Source organism: Chryseobacterium sp. KMC2 (assembly GCF_016756935.1).
Lineage (GTDB): Bacteria > Bacteroidota > Bacteroidia > Flavobacteriales > Weeksellaceae > Chryseobacterium > Chryseobacterium rhizosphaerae.
This window is the reverse complement of the sequence record NZ_JAESIT010000008.1, coordinates 214,776-231,784: the sequence shown is the minus strand read 5'-3', so window position 1 is coordinate 231,784 and position 17,009 is coordinate 214,776. Positions and strand designations below refer to the sequence as shown.

General features: G+C 35.1%; 16 protein-coding genes. 8 read left to right on the top strand and 8 right to left on the bottom strand.

Translation table 11 applies throughout. The features are described from left to right. Positions 1-211 (top strand): hypothetical protein (locus tag JML65_RS23850; RefSeq protein ID WP_237390860.1); only part of this gene is annotated, 211 nt, incomplete at its 5' end. On the opposite strand, the gene JML65_RS11895 is transcribed toward JML65_RS23850, so the two are convergent. From JML65_RS11895 to JML65_RS11875, 5 genes are all read right to left on the bottom strand, one after another. Further along, positions 208-1,731 carry a glycosyltransferase family 39 protein gene (locus JML65_RS11895; protein WP_202270987.1) on the bottom strand — a complete coding sequence of 508 codons (1,524 nt, stop codon included), beginning with the start codon at positions 1,729-1,731 and terminating at the stop codon, positions 208-210. The two genes, JML65_RS23850 and JML65_RS11895, sit on opposite strands and share 4 nt — an antisense overlap. 136 nt (positions 1,732-1,867) lie before the next feature. Continuing rightward, positions 1,868-3,073 (bottom strand): efflux RND transporter periplasmic adaptor subunit, encoded by a 1,206-nt coding sequence (locus JML65_RS11890; protein WP_047488322.1) that lies wholly within the window; start codon positions 3,071-3,073, stop codon positions 1,868-1,870. Between the two features lie 124 nt (positions 3,074-3,197). Then, complete coding sequence (locus JML65_RS11885; RefSeq protein ID WP_084085238.1) at positions 3,198-4,469, bottom strand: ABC transporter permease; 1,272 nt, start codon at positions 4,467-4,469, stop codon at positions 3,198-3,200. An 82-nt stretch (positions 4,470-4,551) separates the two neighbouring features. Next, positions 4,552-5,781 (bottom strand): ABC transporter permease, encoded by a 1,230-nt coding sequence (locus tag JML65_RS11880; RefSeq protein WP_047488316.1) that lies wholly within the window; start codon positions 5,779-5,781, stop codon positions 4,552-4,554. A gap of 83 nt (positions 5,782-5,864) precedes the next feature. Next, positions 5,865-6,554, bottom strand: a complete 690-nt coding sequence (locus JML65_RS11875) for an ABC transporter ATP-binding protein (RefSeq protein WP_047488314.1) — start codon at positions 6,552-6,554, stop codon at positions 5,865-5,867. 423 nt (positions 6,555-6,977) lie between these two features. Here JML65_RS11875 and JML65_RS11870 point away from each other — a divergent pair, with 423 nt between their 5' ends. From JML65_RS11870 to JML65_RS11840, 7 genes are all read left to right on the top strand, one after another. Next, positions 6,978-7,952 carry a ribonucleotide-diphosphate reductase subunit beta gene (locus JML65_RS11870; protein WP_047488312.1) on the top strand — a complete coding sequence of 325 codons (975 nt, stop codon included), beginning with the start codon at positions 6,978-6,980 and terminating at the stop codon, positions 7,950-7,952. Positions 7,953-8,055: 103 nt separating this feature from the next. Continuing rightward, complete coding sequence (locus tag JML65_RS11865) at positions 8,056-8,346, top strand: hypothetical protein (RefSeq protein WP_047488308.1); 291 nt, start codon at positions 8,056-8,058, stop codon at positions 8,344-8,346. A gap of 47 nt (positions 8,347-8,393) precedes the next feature. Continuing rightward, a complete protein-coding gene (locus JML65_RS11860; RefSeq protein ID WP_262484686.1) occupies positions 8,394-10,061 on the top strand; it encodes a ribonucleoside-diphosphate reductase subunit alpha in 1,668 nt (555 codons plus the stop codon). Positions 10,062-10,259: 198 nt separating this feature from the next. Then, a complete protein-coding gene (locus tag JML65_RS11855) occupies positions 10,260-10,976 on the top strand; it encodes a hypothetical protein (protein ID WP_202270986.1) in 717 nt (238 codons plus the stop codon). Positions 10,977-11,198: 222 nt separating this feature from the next. Next, complete coding sequence (locus JML65_RS11850; protein WP_202270985.1) at positions 11,199-13,358, top strand: T9SS type A sorting domain-containing protein; 2,160 nt, start codon at positions 11,199-11,201, stop codon at positions 13,356-13,358. Positions 13,359-13,459: 101 nt separating this feature from the next. After that, the gene (locus tag JML65_RS11845) at positions 13,460-14,350 is read left to right on the top strand and encodes a DUF72 domain-containing protein (protein ID WP_202270984.1); all 891 of its coding nucleotides are present in this window, start codon (positions 13,460-13,462) and stop codon (positions 14,348-14,350) included. A gap of 178 nt (positions 14,351-14,528) precedes the next feature. Beyond that, positions 14,529-14,759: a hypothetical protein gene (locus JML65_RS11840; protein WP_202270983.1), complete on the top strand. Its 231-nt coding sequence runs from the start codon at positions 14,529-14,531 to the stop codon at positions 14,757-14,759. 52 nt (positions 14,760-14,811) lie between these two features. Here JML65_RS11840 and JML65_RS11835 read toward each other — a convergent pair whose 3' ends face one another. From JML65_RS11835 to JML65_RS11825, 3 genes are read right to left on the bottom strand one after another with little or no spacing between them, the layout of a single operon-like run. Further along, the gene (locus JML65_RS11835; protein WP_081988979.1) at positions 14,812-15,411 is read right to left on the bottom strand and encodes a hypothetical protein; all 600 of its coding nucleotides are present in this window, start codon (positions 15,409-15,411) and stop codon (positions 14,812-14,814) included. 38 nt (positions 15,412-15,449) lie between these two features. Then, on the bottom strand, positions 15,450-16,094 hold the full coding sequence (locus JML65_RS11830) for an HD domain-containing protein (protein WP_084085252.1): 645 nt from the start codon (positions 16,092-16,094) through the stop codon (positions 15,450-15,452). Then, positions 16,091-16,936: a serine aminopeptidase domain-containing protein gene (locus JML65_RS11825; protein ID WP_047488533.1), complete on the bottom strand. Its 846-nt coding sequence runs from the start codon at positions 16,934-16,936 to the stop codon at positions 16,091-16,093. The genes JML65_RS11830 and JML65_RS11825 overlap by 4 nt, the downstream gene beginning before the upstream one ends. Between the last annotated feature and the right edge of the window lie 73 nt (positions 16,937-17,009).

Here is a 17,009-nt window from a genome sequence, read left to right as displayed (position 1 = left end):
TGCTTATTGCTTATTGCTTATTGCTTATTGCTTATTGCTTATTGCTTATTGCTTATTGCTTATTGCTTATTGCTTATTGCTTATTGCTTATTGCTTATTGCTTATTGCTTATTGCTTATTGCTTATTGCTTATGCAAAGTTAAAACAAAAAACTTTAATGCAACAATATTGCATTAAAGTTTTTTTTACATTATTTCAAATCATATATTAATCCTCTTTCTTCACTTCTTCAATCTCTTTCCTAAGCCTATTGTTAATATTAATTTTAGCGTTCTTAAAACTGAATATCCTGGCCCCTTCCTCCCGTGCATAAGGGTTAGTAATAGAATCTAAAATTTTGGAATGCACAAAATAAGGACTGGTATCTTTCAGCTCTTCCATTCCCTCCGAATAATCTTTAACTCTAATGAGATTGTCATATTTTTTGCTGAAATCAAACCAGTTGATATAATCCGCATTGAACGAAACTGCTTTTACCCCGGCTTTTGAATAATAATTAATAGCTCCTGCCTGACCGTAGTTATCACATAAAACCAATGTGTTTCCTGTTTTTGACAGCTTGGTATATTCACGATCCGTTTTTTGAGCCAGCTCTCTCCAGCCTTGCATATCGGCGAAATCCTGAGGCAAAGAATGATCTTTTCCGTCCTCCCATCGAAGCAGTCCGAATTTCTTATACCATTCTGGATTTTTAACGATCGCTTCCGGACTTTTGTTTGGAAATGCAAGATAATATACCGGCACAAAAAGCAGGATAGGATGAAGAATGCAAATAGGTTTTAAAAATTTCTTCCATCCTTTTTCGAGGATCATTCCCAGATAAACGGCCCCAAAAGCAATGTAAACCGGGTAAAGCCCTATTGCATAATAATCTTTTGCTCTGAAAAACATAAATAATGCAATGGTGATCGCATATCCCCAGAAGAAAAATCTAATCTTTTTAAAAGATTGCTCAAATAGCAGCGCATAGAAACCGGCTATAATCACAAAAGTAACTCCTATGAAAAACAGCGCCTGAGCCCTTAAAAAATCAAACCTGTTTACATTGACCAATTGATTTTCAGAAAGTGCTTTCATATGATGAATTACCGGAAAGTTATTATGATATTGCCAAAGTAGATTAGGAAGAATAAGAATTAAAGTTAAAATTCCGGCCCCATATACATGTGGGTTTCTGAAAATTTTTCTTTGGTCTGTAATCAAAAGCGCCGGAATAAATCCTAAGGCTAAGAATGCTATATTGTATTTATTCAAAACTCCTATTCCAAATACCAACCCACCCCAATAAAGCCATTGCACCTTTTCTGTATTGACATATTTTATCAGAATATAAAAAAACAAAGTCCATAGCAGTACTTCTAAGGAATTGGGTTGAAAAAGCATATTTAAACGAAGAAGTACTGACAGTAAAATTCCCAGACCTGCTAATATCTGAGCAAACATACTTCCTTTTAATTCTTCTATAATTTTCCAGACCACCACGATTGTTAATGCTCCAAATAAAGTCGGAAAAAATCTGACCCAAAATAGGGATCCACCCAATATTTTGATAAGCCATGCAAACCATGAACTGACAGGAGGAACAGAGAGATAGCCCCAGGCAAGATGATTCCCCTGATCAAGATGTAAATATTCATCACGCTGCAAGTCATATTCCGGGCTTACCAGAACGTATTGAAGAATAAATTTTGCAATGATAAAAAGGAAGAGTACCCAATAACTTTTTTTCATGGTTGACTGTTTAGAATTAAAGGTAAGACATTTTACATATTGCTTTTATTACATCAGCAGCTTATACACATGAGGGAATAAAAAAATCCCGAAGAATTCTCCGGGATTTAACAGCTAAATGTATAGTGTCAGTTTATTATTTTTGTTTTGACTTTAATTCTTCTTTATCCTTGTCTGATGGATTCCAAACTTTCACTTCTGAATCTTTTGTGATATTTGATCCAGGAAGAACCTGAACGTTAATTCCATCACTTGCTCCAAGTTTTAAGTAGGTCTTTTTAAATTTCCCGTCTTTTTGCTTTACTTCTACAAAAGGAACATCTTTCCCTTGTTTCTTTTCATACTGAACTAAAGATTCGTCCAATAGCAAAGCGTTTTTCTGAGAGCTCAATACAATTTCTCCGTTAGCAGAGAAACCAGCTCTGATGTATTCATTATTAGGATTTGTTACATCTCCTTCTACCGGAAATTTAATAGTTCCTGCATTATCTTTTCCTTTAGGAGCAATCATTGTTAGTTTTCCTGGAAATGTTTTATTCTGTAATGCTCCGATTACGATATTCATATCCATTCCTTCTTTTAATTTTCCTGCCTGAGCTTCGTCAATTTCTCCTTTAAAAATCAGAGAGTTCAAATCTGCTACGGAACAGATAGTTGTTCCTGCATTAAAGTTATTGGCTTCAATTACCTGGCTTCCTACTTTTACAGGAACCTCAAGAACAGTTCCTGAAGTTTTGGAACGAATCTGTGTCGTAGCCAATCCTTGTCCCTGTAATTCAGGGGTAGCACCTGTTTTGGCAATCTGTAGCCTTTTTTGAGCCGTATTAAGCTGCTGTTGAGCATTTTTAAGAGATTGCTGCTGAGAAAACAATTGCTGCTGAGAATTAAGATATTCCTGCTTGGAAGCAACTCCTTGTTTATACAGTTTCTCCTGCATATCAAATTGCTTCTGCATATTACTTACATTCAGCTGAGAGTTACCGATTTGAAGCTGTGCATTCTGAACTTCTTGTTGTGCTGCATTCACTTCAGAAATACTAGGAACAATTCTCACTGTAGCAATTAACTGCCCTGCTTCTACTTTATCTCCTTCTTTCACTAAAATTTTATCGATAATCCCCGCAATATTGGGCTTAATTTCAATTTCTTCTTTGGGAGTAATTTTTCCGGTAGCCATCACTTTATCATCCATATTCTGGACAGAAGGTTTACGGGTCAGGAAGGCCTCACTCTCCTTAGAGTTTGATTTTACAAGATAGCCAATCCCGGAGAACAATGCCACTGCAAATAAAAGCCCTAACACAATATAAATGGCTTTTTTCCAAGTGAATTTCTTTTTCATATGTATAGTTTATTTTTTACTTTAAAATTGAATGATTTAGAAATTAAAAGACTAATCCTGTATGCTTATGGCCAGATTACTGTAATTTCAAATCTTCAAATTATGTTATTTTCTAATTATTTTATTATTCTGATCGTAATGCTTCAATAGGTCTGATCTTTACCGCTCTCTGTGCGGGTATCATTCCGATAATCAATCCTAAAATTACCATTACTGCCATGGCTGCAAATACATTTCCGTAATTTACCGTCGGGTTATAGAAAGGAAAGGAATCCTGGCCCTGTGTAACCGCATTTAAAATCATCAGCACAAAAATCCCAAACATAAAGCCCAGTAGTCCGGAGGAGAGGGTAATCACAACACTTTCCAACAAAATCTGATTCCTTACTTCAGCCGGCTTTGCTCCTAATGCTCTCCTGATCCCTATCTCTTTTGTTCTTTCCTTTACGGTGATCAGCAGGATATTTGAAATGGCAATTACTCCGGCAAGAATCGTCAATGTTCCGACGATAATTGTTAAAAGCTGCATTCCTGTAAGAAAGCCTGTCAGCTTTTTAAATTCTTTTCCCAGGTTGAAACTACCAAAAGCATTGGTATCTTCAGGAGAAACTTTATTCTTAGATTTTAAAATCTGCTTTGCATTTTCCTCCACGTCATTTACATTGGCATTGGGCTTACTTACAATAGCAAACATGTCAATCTGCTCTCCGGCATTATACATTTTGGTATACGTTGAAAGTGGAATAAAAGCCGTTTGGTCATTTTCAAAGCCACCTCCTTTTTTTACTCTGAAAACACCTATTACATTAAAGAATATTCCTTTTATATTAATAGATTTTCCAATCGGGTTTTCTTTCTTCTTAGCCTCAAAAAAATTTTTATAGATCTCTTCTCCGATAACGACTACATTTTTATTTCCTGAAACATCTGCATCATTGATATATCTTCCGAAAATAAGTTTCTTTTCTGAAATTTTATTCCCTACAGAATAATCTCCGGTAAGAGAGTACGTACTGCTTTTACCATTTCTAGACATAGATTCGCCAGGTGTTCCGGTAAAACTTCCTCGGGAATTCTGAGGTGATATATAATCGATCTCTGTCAATTTTCTTTTCAGCATATCCATATCGGATAAATTGAGATGCACCTCTCTTCCTTTAGGAAATCCCTCATAAGGAATAGATGTTTTCTGCGCCCACAGGAAAATAGAGTTGGTAGCAAACCCGGAAAATAATTTATCAAAACCATTCTCCATTCCTTTGGCTGCTCCAAGAAGACTTACATACAAAAACATCCCCCATCCTACTCCAATCATGGTAAGAAATGTCCGAAGCTTATTATTCCTCAATGAATAATAAATCTCCTGCCAAGTGTCTTTTTTAAATATGATATTCACTTCTTCTTAGTTATAAGTTATTACTATTTGTAAAAGGGTAAAAGGCAAAACCATCTATCAGTACCCTATTTTCAAATTGCTGCTATTCTGTTCTTAATGCTTCTATTGGTTTAATCCTTGAAGCTCTGTATGCGGGAACAAATCCGGCAATCAATCCGGAAAAGACCAAAGCTACAAATGCCATTACTATCGTTCCCCATCCTACACTTGGACTTTTAATAAAGAATTCTTCAAGGCTGTCTCCAAGCAGGTTTAAAGTCAGAACTCCTACGGCTACTCCCACAAAACCTGAAACCACGGTAATGACAACACTCTCTTGTACAATCAACCCGACAATACCTCCAGGTTTGGCACCAATTGCTTTTCGAACACCTATTTCCTTTGTTCTCTCTTTTACAATGTACACCATGATATTACTGATCCCGATAATTCCCGCCAGTAAGGTACCCATTCCGATAAACCCTACAATAGCTGTAAGAACCGCCATAAATGTAAATGTATCATTCATATTCTTGGCATTATTCCAGATACGAACTCCATTTTCATCGTCAGGAGCAACATTCTTTCTTGCTTTTAATTTATCTTTTAACTCATCACCATATTTGATGGCCTGATCCGGAGTCAGTTTTTCATTATATGTAATATAGGCTATATTCACTGTATCAGAGCCTTTTTTCATCTGCTGCAAAGTCGTAATCGGAACTGTAATATGTCTTTCATCTCTATCTCCTCCATCATCTGAAAAAACTCCAATGACCTTGTACATTGTTCCGTTAATATTAAGCTCTTTCCCAACAGGGCTTCCATTTTTGATTAAATCCCGCTGAACCATTCTTCCAATGACTGCAACATTTAATTTTCTTTCCATGTCCATAGCTGTCAAGTAGCGACCATCAATAACTTTTCTGTTTTCAATAACCTGCTCCCCGGGATCAGCCCCGTTGATCTGATAAAGACCACTCTCTTTTCCATATTTCACCATTAAACTGGCACTGTACCTGGGACTGGAAGGCCCTGCTTTTTCCTTGTCTGCATTAATTAAAAAGTCATAGTCTGAGTTATTCATTGTCACATTTCGATCAGACTGCAAGCCTTTATAAGCTAAGGTGGTCTTTCCTGTGGAAAAAATAATCAAATTTTTGGCATCTCCCGCAAACCCTTCAGAGAAAGCGTTTTGAAGCCCTTTCCCGATTCCAAACAATACAATGAAAATAAATAACCCCAAGGCCACAGTAAATCCGGAAAGTACCGTCCGAAGTACGTTACTACGGATAGAACTGAATATTTCCTGCCAACGATCTAGATCAAACATTTTTTATTAGTATTAAAAGATTGAAAATTTATGATTGTTAAATTTTCAAATTATCTCATTTTCAAATTCTCAAATTAACTTATCTACAGTACAAGCTGCTTAATAAATTCATCACTTTCAATAATACCGTCTTTCAGTATTACGTTTCGTTTCGTTTGGGCAGCCACATCAGGTTCATGGGTCACCACAATGATTGTCTTTCCTTCATTGTTAATATCCTGAAGAAGCTTCATAATATCATGAGTCGTCTTTGAATCCAGGGCTCCGGTAGGTTCATCCGCCAGTACCACTTTGGGATTTGTAATAAGGGCTCTGGCAATAGCAACTCTCTGCTTTTGTCCTCCTGAAAGCTCATTGGGAAGGTGATTAGCCCATTGTGCCAACCCTACTTTCTCCAAATATTCCATGGCTTTCTGATTACGCTCTTTTCTGGGTACATTCTGATAATACAAAGGAAGAGCAACATTCTCTAAAGCCGTCTTATAGCTGATCAAATTGAAGGATTGAAAGACAAAACCCAAGAATTTACTTCTGTATTCGGCAGCTTTTATTTCAGATAAATGTTCAATGGGAACTCCATCAAGATCATATACTCCTGAATCTTTTTCATCCAGAATACCAATAATATTAAGAAGTGTAGATTTTCCGGAACCGGAACTTCCCATAATAGATACAAACTCACCCTCTGAAATACTCAGATTGATCCCTTTAAGGACATGAAGCTTGCTTTTTCCTGTATCGTATGACTTATGTAAATCCTGAATTACTAACATTAAGTGATGTATGTTTTATATCCAATAAGTAGGTGATAATTTCAAATTGTTACAAGAATAAAAATTTATTCAAATATTTTTTTGTTTAACAAAATAACCCTTTATCAAAAGCAATTTACAACAAATTGTTTAACTGTAACTTTAGTTTTACATCCATTTATCCTCAATATTGCTGCTTAGCCTATTATCCGTGCTGGTTTCATGTAAATGTGGAAAACTTTTACAGCTAAAAGTCAGTCAATTAGTATTTACCCCTTTCAAAATCAGTTCTTTTTTTCGAACTTTGTAGTTAGATTCTGATCAGAAACACAAACATAGTTTGTGAATAAGTTTAATTCACAAACAACACAAAAACAAAAAGTTAAATGTTTTCTGAACGTTATCCACATACATCTGAATTATTTAATTATAAAGATATTTAATATGGGAATTTTTGATAAAAGAGTAAGTTATAAGCCATTTGAATACCCTGAGGTTCTTCAATTTGTAGAAGCTATCAACAAATCGTTCTGGGTACATTCGGAAGTGGACTTTACTGCAGATGTTCAGGATTTTCATTCGCAGTTGGAGCCCAATGAAAAGCATGCTGTGAAAAATGCGCTTTTAGCCATTGCACAGATCGAGGTGTCTGTAAAGACATTCTGGGGAAACCTATACAACCACATGCCAAAACCGGAACTGAATGGTTTGGGAGCTACTTTTGCAGAATGCGAATTTCGTCATTCTGAAGCTTATTCCCGTTTATTGGAGGTGTTAGGATATAATGAAGAATTTTCAACAGTAGTAGAAATTCCTGCCGTGAAAAAGAGAATTGATTTCTTATCAAATGTTCTTAAGCACGCCAATTCTACAACACCAAAAGAATACGTTTCTTCTCTTTTATTATTCAGTATTTTAATTGAAAATGTATCTCTGTTTTCTCAGTTTGCAATCATTCTTTCTTTCACAAGATTCAAAGGATACATGAAAAATGTATCTAATATCATTGCCTGGACTTCAGTAGATGAGCAGATTCACGCTAATGCAGGAATTTATCTGATCAATAAGATCCGTGAAGAGCAACCTAACCTCTTGACTGATTCTGACATTGAAGATATCTACACCCTGGTAGATCAATCTATAGAATTGGAGGGTGAAATCCTGGACTGGATCTTTGAATTAGGAGAGCTGACTGTTTTCTCAAGAGAAGACCTTCTGAACTTTATGAAATACCGTGTTGATGACAGTTTAAAGAAAATCAATATGGAAACCCGCTATAACATTTCTCCGGAGCAATACCGCCCAATGAAATGGTTTGAAGAAGAGGTTTTCGCCAACTCTATGGATGATTTCTTTGCCAAGAGACCTGTAGATTATACAAAACACGATAAGAGTATTACAGCAAACGATTTATTTTAAATGATACTGGGCGCGAGCGAAGCGAGTGCCAAAACAGATCACTTTTTAATAAATTATTGATTCCAATCACAGTCAATTAATTCAACAAGCACAAATATAAAAGATGATTAACGTAATCGTAAGTTACACTGTAAAACCTGAGTTTGTTCCTACAAATCAAGCTAATATTCAAACGTTTTTGAGTGATTTTAAAAATCTGGATCAATCTGCCTTTGAGTATAAAGTTTTTTTAAAAGAGGATGGTGTTACTTTTTTACATTATTCAAACTACATTAATGAAGAAGTGCAACATGAAGTTTTGAATACTCCTTCTTTTAAAGAGTTTCAGAAATTAAGAGATGAAAGTGGCTTGAATGGTTCCCACAAAGTAGAAATTTTACAATCAATAATATAAATACAACAAAATTCCGGGGTGATTACCACACTCCGGAATTCGAAAATATAACATCTATGGAAGAACAAAATTCAAATATATGGTGGCTCAACGAAGAGTCTGAGCAGATGCTGAACAGAGGATATCTGTTGAAAGGAGAAACAGTAGATGGAGCCATCGACAGAATCACCACTGCTGCTGCAAAAAAATTATATAAGCCGGAATTACAGCCTGCATTTAAGGAAATGATCACCAAAGGATGGATCAGTTTCTCTTCACCGGTATGGGCTAATATGGGAACACAGAGAGGTCTTCCTATCTCATGTTTCAATGTTCATATCCCGGATAGTATCGAAGGGATTACCCACAAAATGGGTGAAGTAATTATGCAGACAAAAATTGGAGGAGGAACTTCCGGATATTTTGGAGAACTTCGTAACAGAGGTACTGCAGTAACAGATAATGGAAAATCTTCGGGAGCTGTTTCTTTCATGAAATTGTTTGACACCGCAATGGATGTTGTTTCTCAGGGAGGAGTAAGAAGAGGTGCTTTTGCAGCTTATCTGGACATCGACCATGGAGATATTGAAGAATTTTTATCGATCAAAGATATCGGAAGCCCTATTCAGAATTTATTTACCGGAGTTTGTGTACCTGATTACTGGATGCAGGACATGATTGATGGTGATATGGAAAAACGTAAAGTTTGGGCAAGAGTATTAGAAAGCCGCCAGCAAAAAGGTCTTCCTTATATTTTCTTTACAGATAACGTAAACAGAAACAAACCTCAGGTTTACAAAGATCAGGGAATGACTGTTAACGCAAGTAATCTTTGCTCGGAAATCATGCTTCCATCTACAAGAGAAGAATCGTTCATCTGCTGTTTATCATCAATGAACCTGGAGCTATATGATGAATGGAAAGATACTGATGCTGTAAAGCTGGCTGTTTATTTCCTTGATGCTGTTTTATCAGAATTCATTGAAAAAACTGAAGGAAATTATTACCTGCAGGGAGCAAGAAACTTCGCACTGCGTCACAGAGCACTTGGATTAGGAGTATTAGGATATCATTCTTATTTACAGAAAAATATGATCCCGTTTGAAAGTTTTGAAGCTACTCAATTTAATGCAAGAGCTTTCAGACATATCAAAGAACAGGCTGAACAAGCCTCAAGAGAACTAGCCAATATTTATGGTGAACCGGAATTATTGAAAGGATATGGACTGAGAAATACCACTACAATGGCCATTGCTCCTACCACTTCAAGTTCTGCTATCTTAGGACAAACATCTCCGGGAATTGAACCTTTTGCATCTAACTATTATAAAGCAGGTCTGGCTAAAGGAAACTTTATGCGTAAGAACAAATATCTTGCTAAATTACTGGAAGAAAAAGGATTGGACAACGAGGAAACCTGGAGAACAATCATGCTGAACCATGGTTCTGTACAGCATTTGTCTGAATTAACTGACGAAGAAAAAGCAGTATTCAAAACATTTAAAGAAATTTCTCCTATGGAAATTATTTCTCAGGCTGCACAGAGACAACAATATATCGATCAGGCACAGTCATTGAATCTTCAGATTCCTTCCACAATGCCTGTAAAAGATGTTAACTACCTGTATATAGAAGCTTGGAAGAAAGGAGTGAAAACACTTTACTACCAAAGAAGTTCTTCTGTTTCAAAAGAAATGATGGTTAATTTCGTAACATGCTCTGCTTGTGAAGCGTAGACCCAAATAATAAACACGTCATATCAACGAAAGCACGCCTCCGGCGTGCTTTTATTGTTTTCGGGAACTACAGAAATCAAGATAATTATATATTATTTACCAGCCGTTTTTAAACCGAATAAAGCATGATCATGAATTTCAGCTGAAAAAAGAGTAAAGATTCTAAAAAATTATTGGATATTGCCGCAAAAAAGAACCATGAAAAACAATGCAAATCACAATGGGATAAAACATTACATTTTATTTTTCCTGTATATATGCTGTATTTCCTGTCAAGGTCAGGAATATAACAAGGATATTCTAAACTTAAAAGAACTAGACCTCGGATTAAATGCTGACCGTTTTTATAAAAACTCGACGAAGAGGGAGAATGTTAAACTATTAAGCGGAAAACAGTATGTTGAAAAAGATACCATTACCGAATATGACCATGACTGGAATGGTGACCGGAATAAAATTTTTGCAATACAATATCGTGTCGTAGGATATTCTCCTGCAGATGTTGTTGCCCAATTTGGCAATATCCATTTTTCAAGAGTAGAATCACTTGTGGATGATAAAGGAAATCTCATGCTCATCAATGCCGTTACGAAGGCTTCCAAAGACGATATTCTCAAATTCATCACTGCACTGAAAAAAGAATATCCCAATCCCGAAGTAACAGAGGCTTCATCCGGATATACCAATAACCAGATTATAACATGGAAAGATAAAGACCGGATCATTAAATTATCAACCAATGCCCGTTTAGATTTTTCCAATCCTCACAACATCCTCAGTGAAGCGGATAAAAAAGAAATTCAAGAAATAGAAAAGAACAGGATCACAGAATCTACCCTTTTTATCTGTAATTCAACATATGAGAAAAAACTCTTAGGGAATCTTCATTCCGGAAACTGGATGAATTTTAAATAGACCCCACAGGCCTAGATATTTTTCTATACAAAAGAATAATACCATATTTATTTTTTAAATTCATTAAAAATTTTAATCACCACACATCAAAACAACCGCATTTAGCATATAAAAAATAGAAATACATTTAAAACCACTAATAATCAACTCATTAAAAAAGGACTAATTTAGCATTCACATGAATGGATAGTCAAAAAATCTAGTACCATTAAAAACTCAATTATGAAAAAAATACTATTTACTTTATCAGTAAGCTGTTTTTCTATGGCTTATACTCAGACCCTCAACTTTTCTGATGTAAAATTCAAAGCACTTCTGCTAAGCGCCAATCCCACCAATCAGATTGCAAAAGACCTTAATGGAAACAATATTGTTATTGACCAAAATGGGGATGGAGAAATTCAGCTTCCGGAGGCTCTACAGGTAAAAATTCTGAATATAAAGGTGGATGCTGACCAGATGTACATTAATCCTGCCGGAGACCGATATGATCCTAATAATATAAATTCTACCTATTACAACAGCCATCTTCCTGATGGTATATCAGACGCCTTACTTTTCTCCAATCTTGAAGAACTTTACTTTTGGAATACCAGAACTGCCAATATTAGCTTTATCAATAATGGTAAAATCAAGAAAGTACAGGGAAGACCTTTCTACTATGACCTCTCCCAATCCGGACAATATACAGCAGCTCCTATTAATCTTTCATTTGACAACTGCCAGGGAATCCAAAATATTACAGATGTCATCGCCTATCAGGCTACAGGTAATCCGTGGTATTCTCCTGAAAACAGTTTAAGTATAAAAAACTGTCAACAGATCAACAGCAATGCGATTATTGATTCAGCTGAACTTAAGGAACTTCATATTCAGAACTCAAGTATTACCAGTTTAACTTTTAATTCGTGTAAGTTTTTATCAAAAATTTCGGTTCCTAATCTAAGCACTTTAACAAAGATATCCGTATTGGGTGATAACGGAACATTTTCCTCCAGCAACAGTCAGGATATCGAACTGATTGCCAACAACTGTACTAATTTGCAGGAAATCATAGCAGATACCGATCACTATTCTTCAACCGGAGCCTATTTTTCTGCAGTAAACCTGAACGGCAGTACTTCATTAAAGAAAATAAAAGGACTGAATGCTCCCTCTATCGATTTTAGTACAGCAGGGCTTGTTAATCTGGAAGAATTAGATTGCTCTTTCTACAACAGATACGGATACAATACTACATCTGGTATTTATTTTGGGAATGTAAGTGCATTGAACCTTGCGGGTCTTCCAAAACTTAAAATACTAAAGGCTTTTAATCAGAAAATATCCAATATTGTCAACTTCAGTGCTGCACAAGCTTTGGAAAATATTGATATCACCAACTCATGTGGTTATATGAATACAGTAAATGTTAGTAATCTTGCGAGTCTTACCACTTTAAAAACCGGCAGAATCGAGGCCGTAAATACTCAAGGTAACGATGATCTACAAAAAATTACTGCTAAAAATTGTACCTCATTAGCAAATTTCATTTTTAATGGCAACAGTCATTTAAAAGAATTAGATATACAGAACTGTACTGCTATACAAAAAATAGCAATCGGTTATTACGTAATAGAAAGAGATGGTGTTTTTCCTGAATTAAATTCAATTAATTTATTACAATGCACTGGTATTAAAGAAATTACCATTCACAACACAGAAATAAACACCTTAAATACTTCACAATGCTCCGCTTTAAAAACATTAGAGCTTAAAGATGACAACTTACTATCTTCTATTGACATTTCTAACAATTTTAACTTGGAATCCATTACGTTACAGTCACTACCTCTAATTTCACAAGTGAATACTTTAAATAATATAAAGCTAAAAACTGCATTTATTAGCAACAGTCCTCAAATAACACAACTGAATTTTTCTACTGCAACAAATTTCGAAGGACTTTCACTTTGGAATATGCCAAACCTCACTTATGTTAATATAAGAAATGGATCTATAGAGGAATTTCATGATTACAATGGCTATAACACCAATCTCCAGATGTGTGTCGACGATGCCCAATTAAGCGATCTACAATCAATGTATCCTGATATTACATTTACAGCAAACTGTGGGAGCTTTCTTCAAAACAGAAATGTAAAAGCTAATATAAAATCTTTCCAAGTTTTCCCAAATCCTGTAAAAGATATCCTGCAGGTTAATTCTGACTCTGTTATAAAAAATATAAAAATAGTTGATACTCAGTCAAGGATTATCTTCAACCAGGATTTTAATCAGGAGCTTATAAAAATTGATCTTTCAAGCTATCCTAATTCAGTTTACATCATGAAAATAACAACTGATAAAGGGCAAGTAACGGAGAAGATTATAAAAAGATAACCTTCTTCAAAACACATCTTTTTTACCAAAAATCATAGAACGTTCTATGATTTTTTTGGTTTATATTTGTGTATATTGTTTAATACCATAAAACGAGATATATGAAATTCGGACAAGTAGAAGACCCTTCAAAAATAGATTTTACCCTTCCCAAAGATCATTCTAAAACCAAAGAAATTTTAAATCTTAATAAAAAAGGGTTTGAAAACCTATCTATAGGATGCGCCAAATGGAACAAAACCGACCTTAAAGGATTTTATCCTAAAGGAACAAAAGATGAGCTGACCTATTATGCCACTCAATTTAATTCTATTGAACTGAATGCCACATTTTACGGAATGCCTACTCCGGAGCAGGTGAAAACATGGAAGGAAAAAACACCTGAAAATTTTAAATTCTTTCCTAAGATCACCAATACAGTATCGCATTTCAGAAGACTTATTGACGTTACGGATCCTGTAACTCATTTTGCTTCTGCCGTCATGAATTTTGATGAAAAATTAGGAATGGCTTTTCTTCAGCTTCATGATAATTTTAAACCGAAGGATTACGACAGGCTGGAAAAGTTTGTGAAAGAATGGCCCAAAGAAGTTCCTCTGGCTATAGAGCTTAGAAATACGGAATGGTTTACTGACGAAGAGATACTCAATACAACCTGCGAGCTCTTTGAAGCCCATAACATCACTAACATCATCGTAGATACTGCGGGAAGAAGAGATATGCTCCATATGCGTCTTACTACTCCTAATGCATTTATCCGTTATGTAGGAGCTAACGCAGAGAGTGACTATGAAAGATTGGATGACTGGTTAAAGCATCTGACAAAATGGAAAAAAGAAGGCTTACAAAATCTTTATTTCTTTGTTCATCAAAATATAGAAAAAGCTTCTCCTCTGCTGTCTGCTTACTTCATTAAAAAAGTCAATGAAGAATGGAAAACTGATATTCATGTTCCGCAGATGGCCAGTGAAAGTACAGGAACACTATTTTAATCCAAACAGATTACTGTCAAACAATAATATACTCATTCACAAAAACTTATATAGAATGATTCCAGTTTATTGCTAAAATTCATTTCTTAGTGATAAAAATCTTTTCTTATCATAAATTTTTATACTTTAGTGAACTAATATATTTCACACAATAGTGTAAACTTAAAAAAACGAGATAATGGAAAAGGAAATCTGTAGAATTAGCATCACCAACAACTGGTTGGGCGATGAGTATATTTTTTATGAAAATGGTACCATAAAAAGAATATATGATAACCATAGTATGAGCTCCAATGTTACTGAATGGTTGGAACCCGGACAAATAAGTAAACTGAATAAAGATAAATTGGTTAAAAGCTGCCCGGAAGAACTTAAAGAGCAAGTCATGCATATTCTGGATTATCCTTAATATAAAATAAAAAAAAGAGTAATAAACCATGGTTTATTACTCTTTTTTTTATTTAGTGTGATTTATTTTTTCTCAGAAGCAATACCAGATTAAGGAATAAAAGCAGAAAATCCAATGAGATCCAGATTCCCAGTTTTGTATTTTCATAATTGTAGGCATCAACCTGTTTTTTTGCAGCTTCAGAAAGCTTTACACTTTGATTGATATAATTTTGTACCTCTACGATCTGATCAATATTCTTATTGGGAACAGAATGTTGAGAAAAATAAACGAGGTTCTTTTTCCCCAAATACCCCACAATCCAATACTCATCAGATGTATCCATTTTAAGATACTCTATCCTATAGTATTCCGGACGTATTTTCCCTATATGCTTAGGCTCCAGTATTATGTTTGACTGTACCTTATTCACATTGATCAGATAAAAATCCAGCGTCTGTGGAAGTTTATTCACAACCTGAAGCCCCACTGAATTGTCAACAAATGCGACAGCACTTTTTTTGATAAACCAATACGCAAAAAAAGAAATTGAAAAAACAACCGTGAGAATACGAAACAGCTTTGCCCATTTTGCCACCTTTCCTGATTTCACTTTATAAAAAACCAAAGAAAACACACAAGCCCAAAAGATAACAAAAATGATAAATTCCATATTGCAAAGATACTGATTTCAGAATTTTCAGGAGAGCCTTAGTCTACATTCCATTCTTTATAGAACTGGTCAAGGAAGTTTAGCATATAATTATGTCTTTCTTCAGCCAGTTTTTTCCCCGTCTCCGTGTTCATTAAATCTTTCAGAAGCAATAATTTTTCATAAAAATGATTGATGGTTGTCCCATTTGATTTTTTATACTCTTCTTTAGACATATGTAGGCTGGGTTTAATTTCAGGGTCGTACATCGGATTATTTTTGAATCCTCCGAAATTAAATGTTCTGGCAACCCCAATGGCACCAATAGCATCAATACGGTCTGCATCCTGTACTATTTTAAGTTCTATAGAAGGATCTACAGGAGCATTGCCTCTGTTTTTAAATGATATATTTTCAATAACAAAAAGAACCTTTTCTATAGTCTCTTCAGAAACATTTTGCTCTGTAAGAAACTCTCTGGATATTTTAGGAGCTATCGTTTCATCTCCATTATGAAATTTAGGATCTGCAATATCATGAAGAAGCGCCGAAAGCTCTACCACTTCCTGATCGCAGGTTTCGGTTTCCGCAATCTTTCTGGACAGCTTCCAAACTCTTTCAATATGAAACCAGTCGTGTCCGGCTTCTGCCCCCATTAATTTTTCTTTTACAAATTCTACGGTGTTGTCAATTGTACTTTTCATTTATCTATCAGTTCATTTAAAATAATATCCCAAAGTTTTTTATTATAATTTCTAAAAAAATTAACGTGTCCTATTTCTTTTTTTTCAGATTCGGAAGTTTTTACAAGTCTGTACGTGGGTGTAAGATTAGGATAGGTATTGTTTAATAAACTTAATACTCCTTTCTCGGTTAGCCATATATCATCTTCCGCCCTGACCACGAATACTTTTTGTTTTAAATTTTTAGAATAGTCATCAATTTTCTCCAACAGCTTGTTGGTTGATTTCTTGTTTAAAATTAAGGTTCTCCAGTCATATGCACAATTTTTTGGAAGACTTTCTCCAAGCCCAAACCAATGCGCCGGAAAATACCCTAACAGCGAGGTCGTTAAGGGCTGCACAATTCCAAAGCCAAGATAGGCTTCTATTTTGGTTCTCTTTTTAAGGTTTCCCACAAAAGCATTCTGAGTTCCCACAAAAATAAGTTCTTCAAACATCTCAGAATCTTTATTCATTCCCAGAATCAATGCTCCTACGGAATGTCCCAAACAATACTTCCTGTAGTCCGAGAATTTCACCTTGATATAGCGGGTGAGCTCTTTATAGTCTTTTGAGCCCCAAAGCCTCATAGAGCCATGAAATCCTCTCATATTCTCAGGTTTGGAAAGCCCTATTCCCCTGTAATCATAAGTGATAACTGTGAATCCCTGTTCCGAAAAATATTGGGCAAATGAAAAGTACACCTGTTGCTTAACCCCTGTTGCGGAATTAATAAGCAGTAATTTTCCATTGCTTTTTTCAGGCCTGAAAAGGTGTGCTGTTAAAGAAACATGATCTTCTGTGGTAAGTATTAGTTTTTCCATAGTATAAAAGAAAAAATCCACTATAAAAGTGGACATTTTCATTATATTTTTATGTTAAGTTTTAAAGTTTTGA

Bases quoted from the DNA above. Each gene is read 5' to 3' on its own strand.
- JML65_RS11895 (WP_202270987.1), bottom strand. From the start codon at position 1,731: ATGAAAAAAAGTTATTGGGTACTCTTCCTTTTTATCATTGCAAAATTT.
- JML65_RS11890 (WP_047488322.1), bottom strand. From the start codon at position 3,073: ATGAAAAAGAAATTCACTTGGAAAAAAGCCATTTATATTGTGTTAGGG.
- JML65_RS11880 (WP_047488316.1), bottom strand. From the start codon at position 5,781: ATGTTTGATCTAGATCGTTGGCAGGAAATATTCAGTTCTATCCGTAGT.
- JML65_RS11875 (WP_047488314.1), bottom strand. From the start codon at position 6,554: ATGTTAGTAATTCAGGATTTACATAAGTCATACGATACAGGAAAAAGC.
- JML65_RS11870 (WP_047488312.1), top strand. From the start codon at position 6,978: ATGGGAATTTTTGATAAAAGAGTAAGTTATAAGCCATTTGAATACCCT.
- JML65_RS11865 (WP_047488308.1), top strand. From the start codon at position 8,056: ATGATTAACGTAATCGTAAGTTACACTGTAAAACCTGAGTTTGTTCCT.
- JML65_RS11855 (WP_202270986.1), top strand. From the start codon at position 10,260: ATGAAAAACAATGCAAATCACAATGGGATAAAACATTACATTTTATTT.
- JML65_RS11850 (WP_202270985.1), top strand. From the start codon at position 11,199: ATGAAAAAAATACTATTTACTTTATCAGTAAGCTGTTTTTCTATGGCT.
- JML65_RS11845 (WP_202270984.1), top strand. From the start codon at position 13,460: ATGAAATTCGGACAAGTAGAAGACCCTTCAAAAATAGATTTTACCCTT.
- JML65_RS11840 (WP_202270983.1), top strand. From the start codon at position 14,529: ATGGAAAAGGAAATCTGTAGAATTAGCATCACCAACAACTGGTTGGGC.
- JML65_RS11835 (WP_081988979.1), bottom strand. From the start codon at position 15,411: ATGGAATTTATCATTTTTGTTATCTTTTGGGCTTGTGTGTTTTCTTTG.
- JML65_RS11830 (WP_084085252.1), bottom strand. From the start codon at position 16,094: ATGAAAAGTACAATTGACAACACCGTAGAATTTGTAAAAGAAAAATTA.
- JML65_RS11825 (WP_047488533.1), bottom strand. From the start codon at position 16,936: ATGGAAAAACTAATACTTACCACAGAAGATCATGTTTCTTTAACAGCA.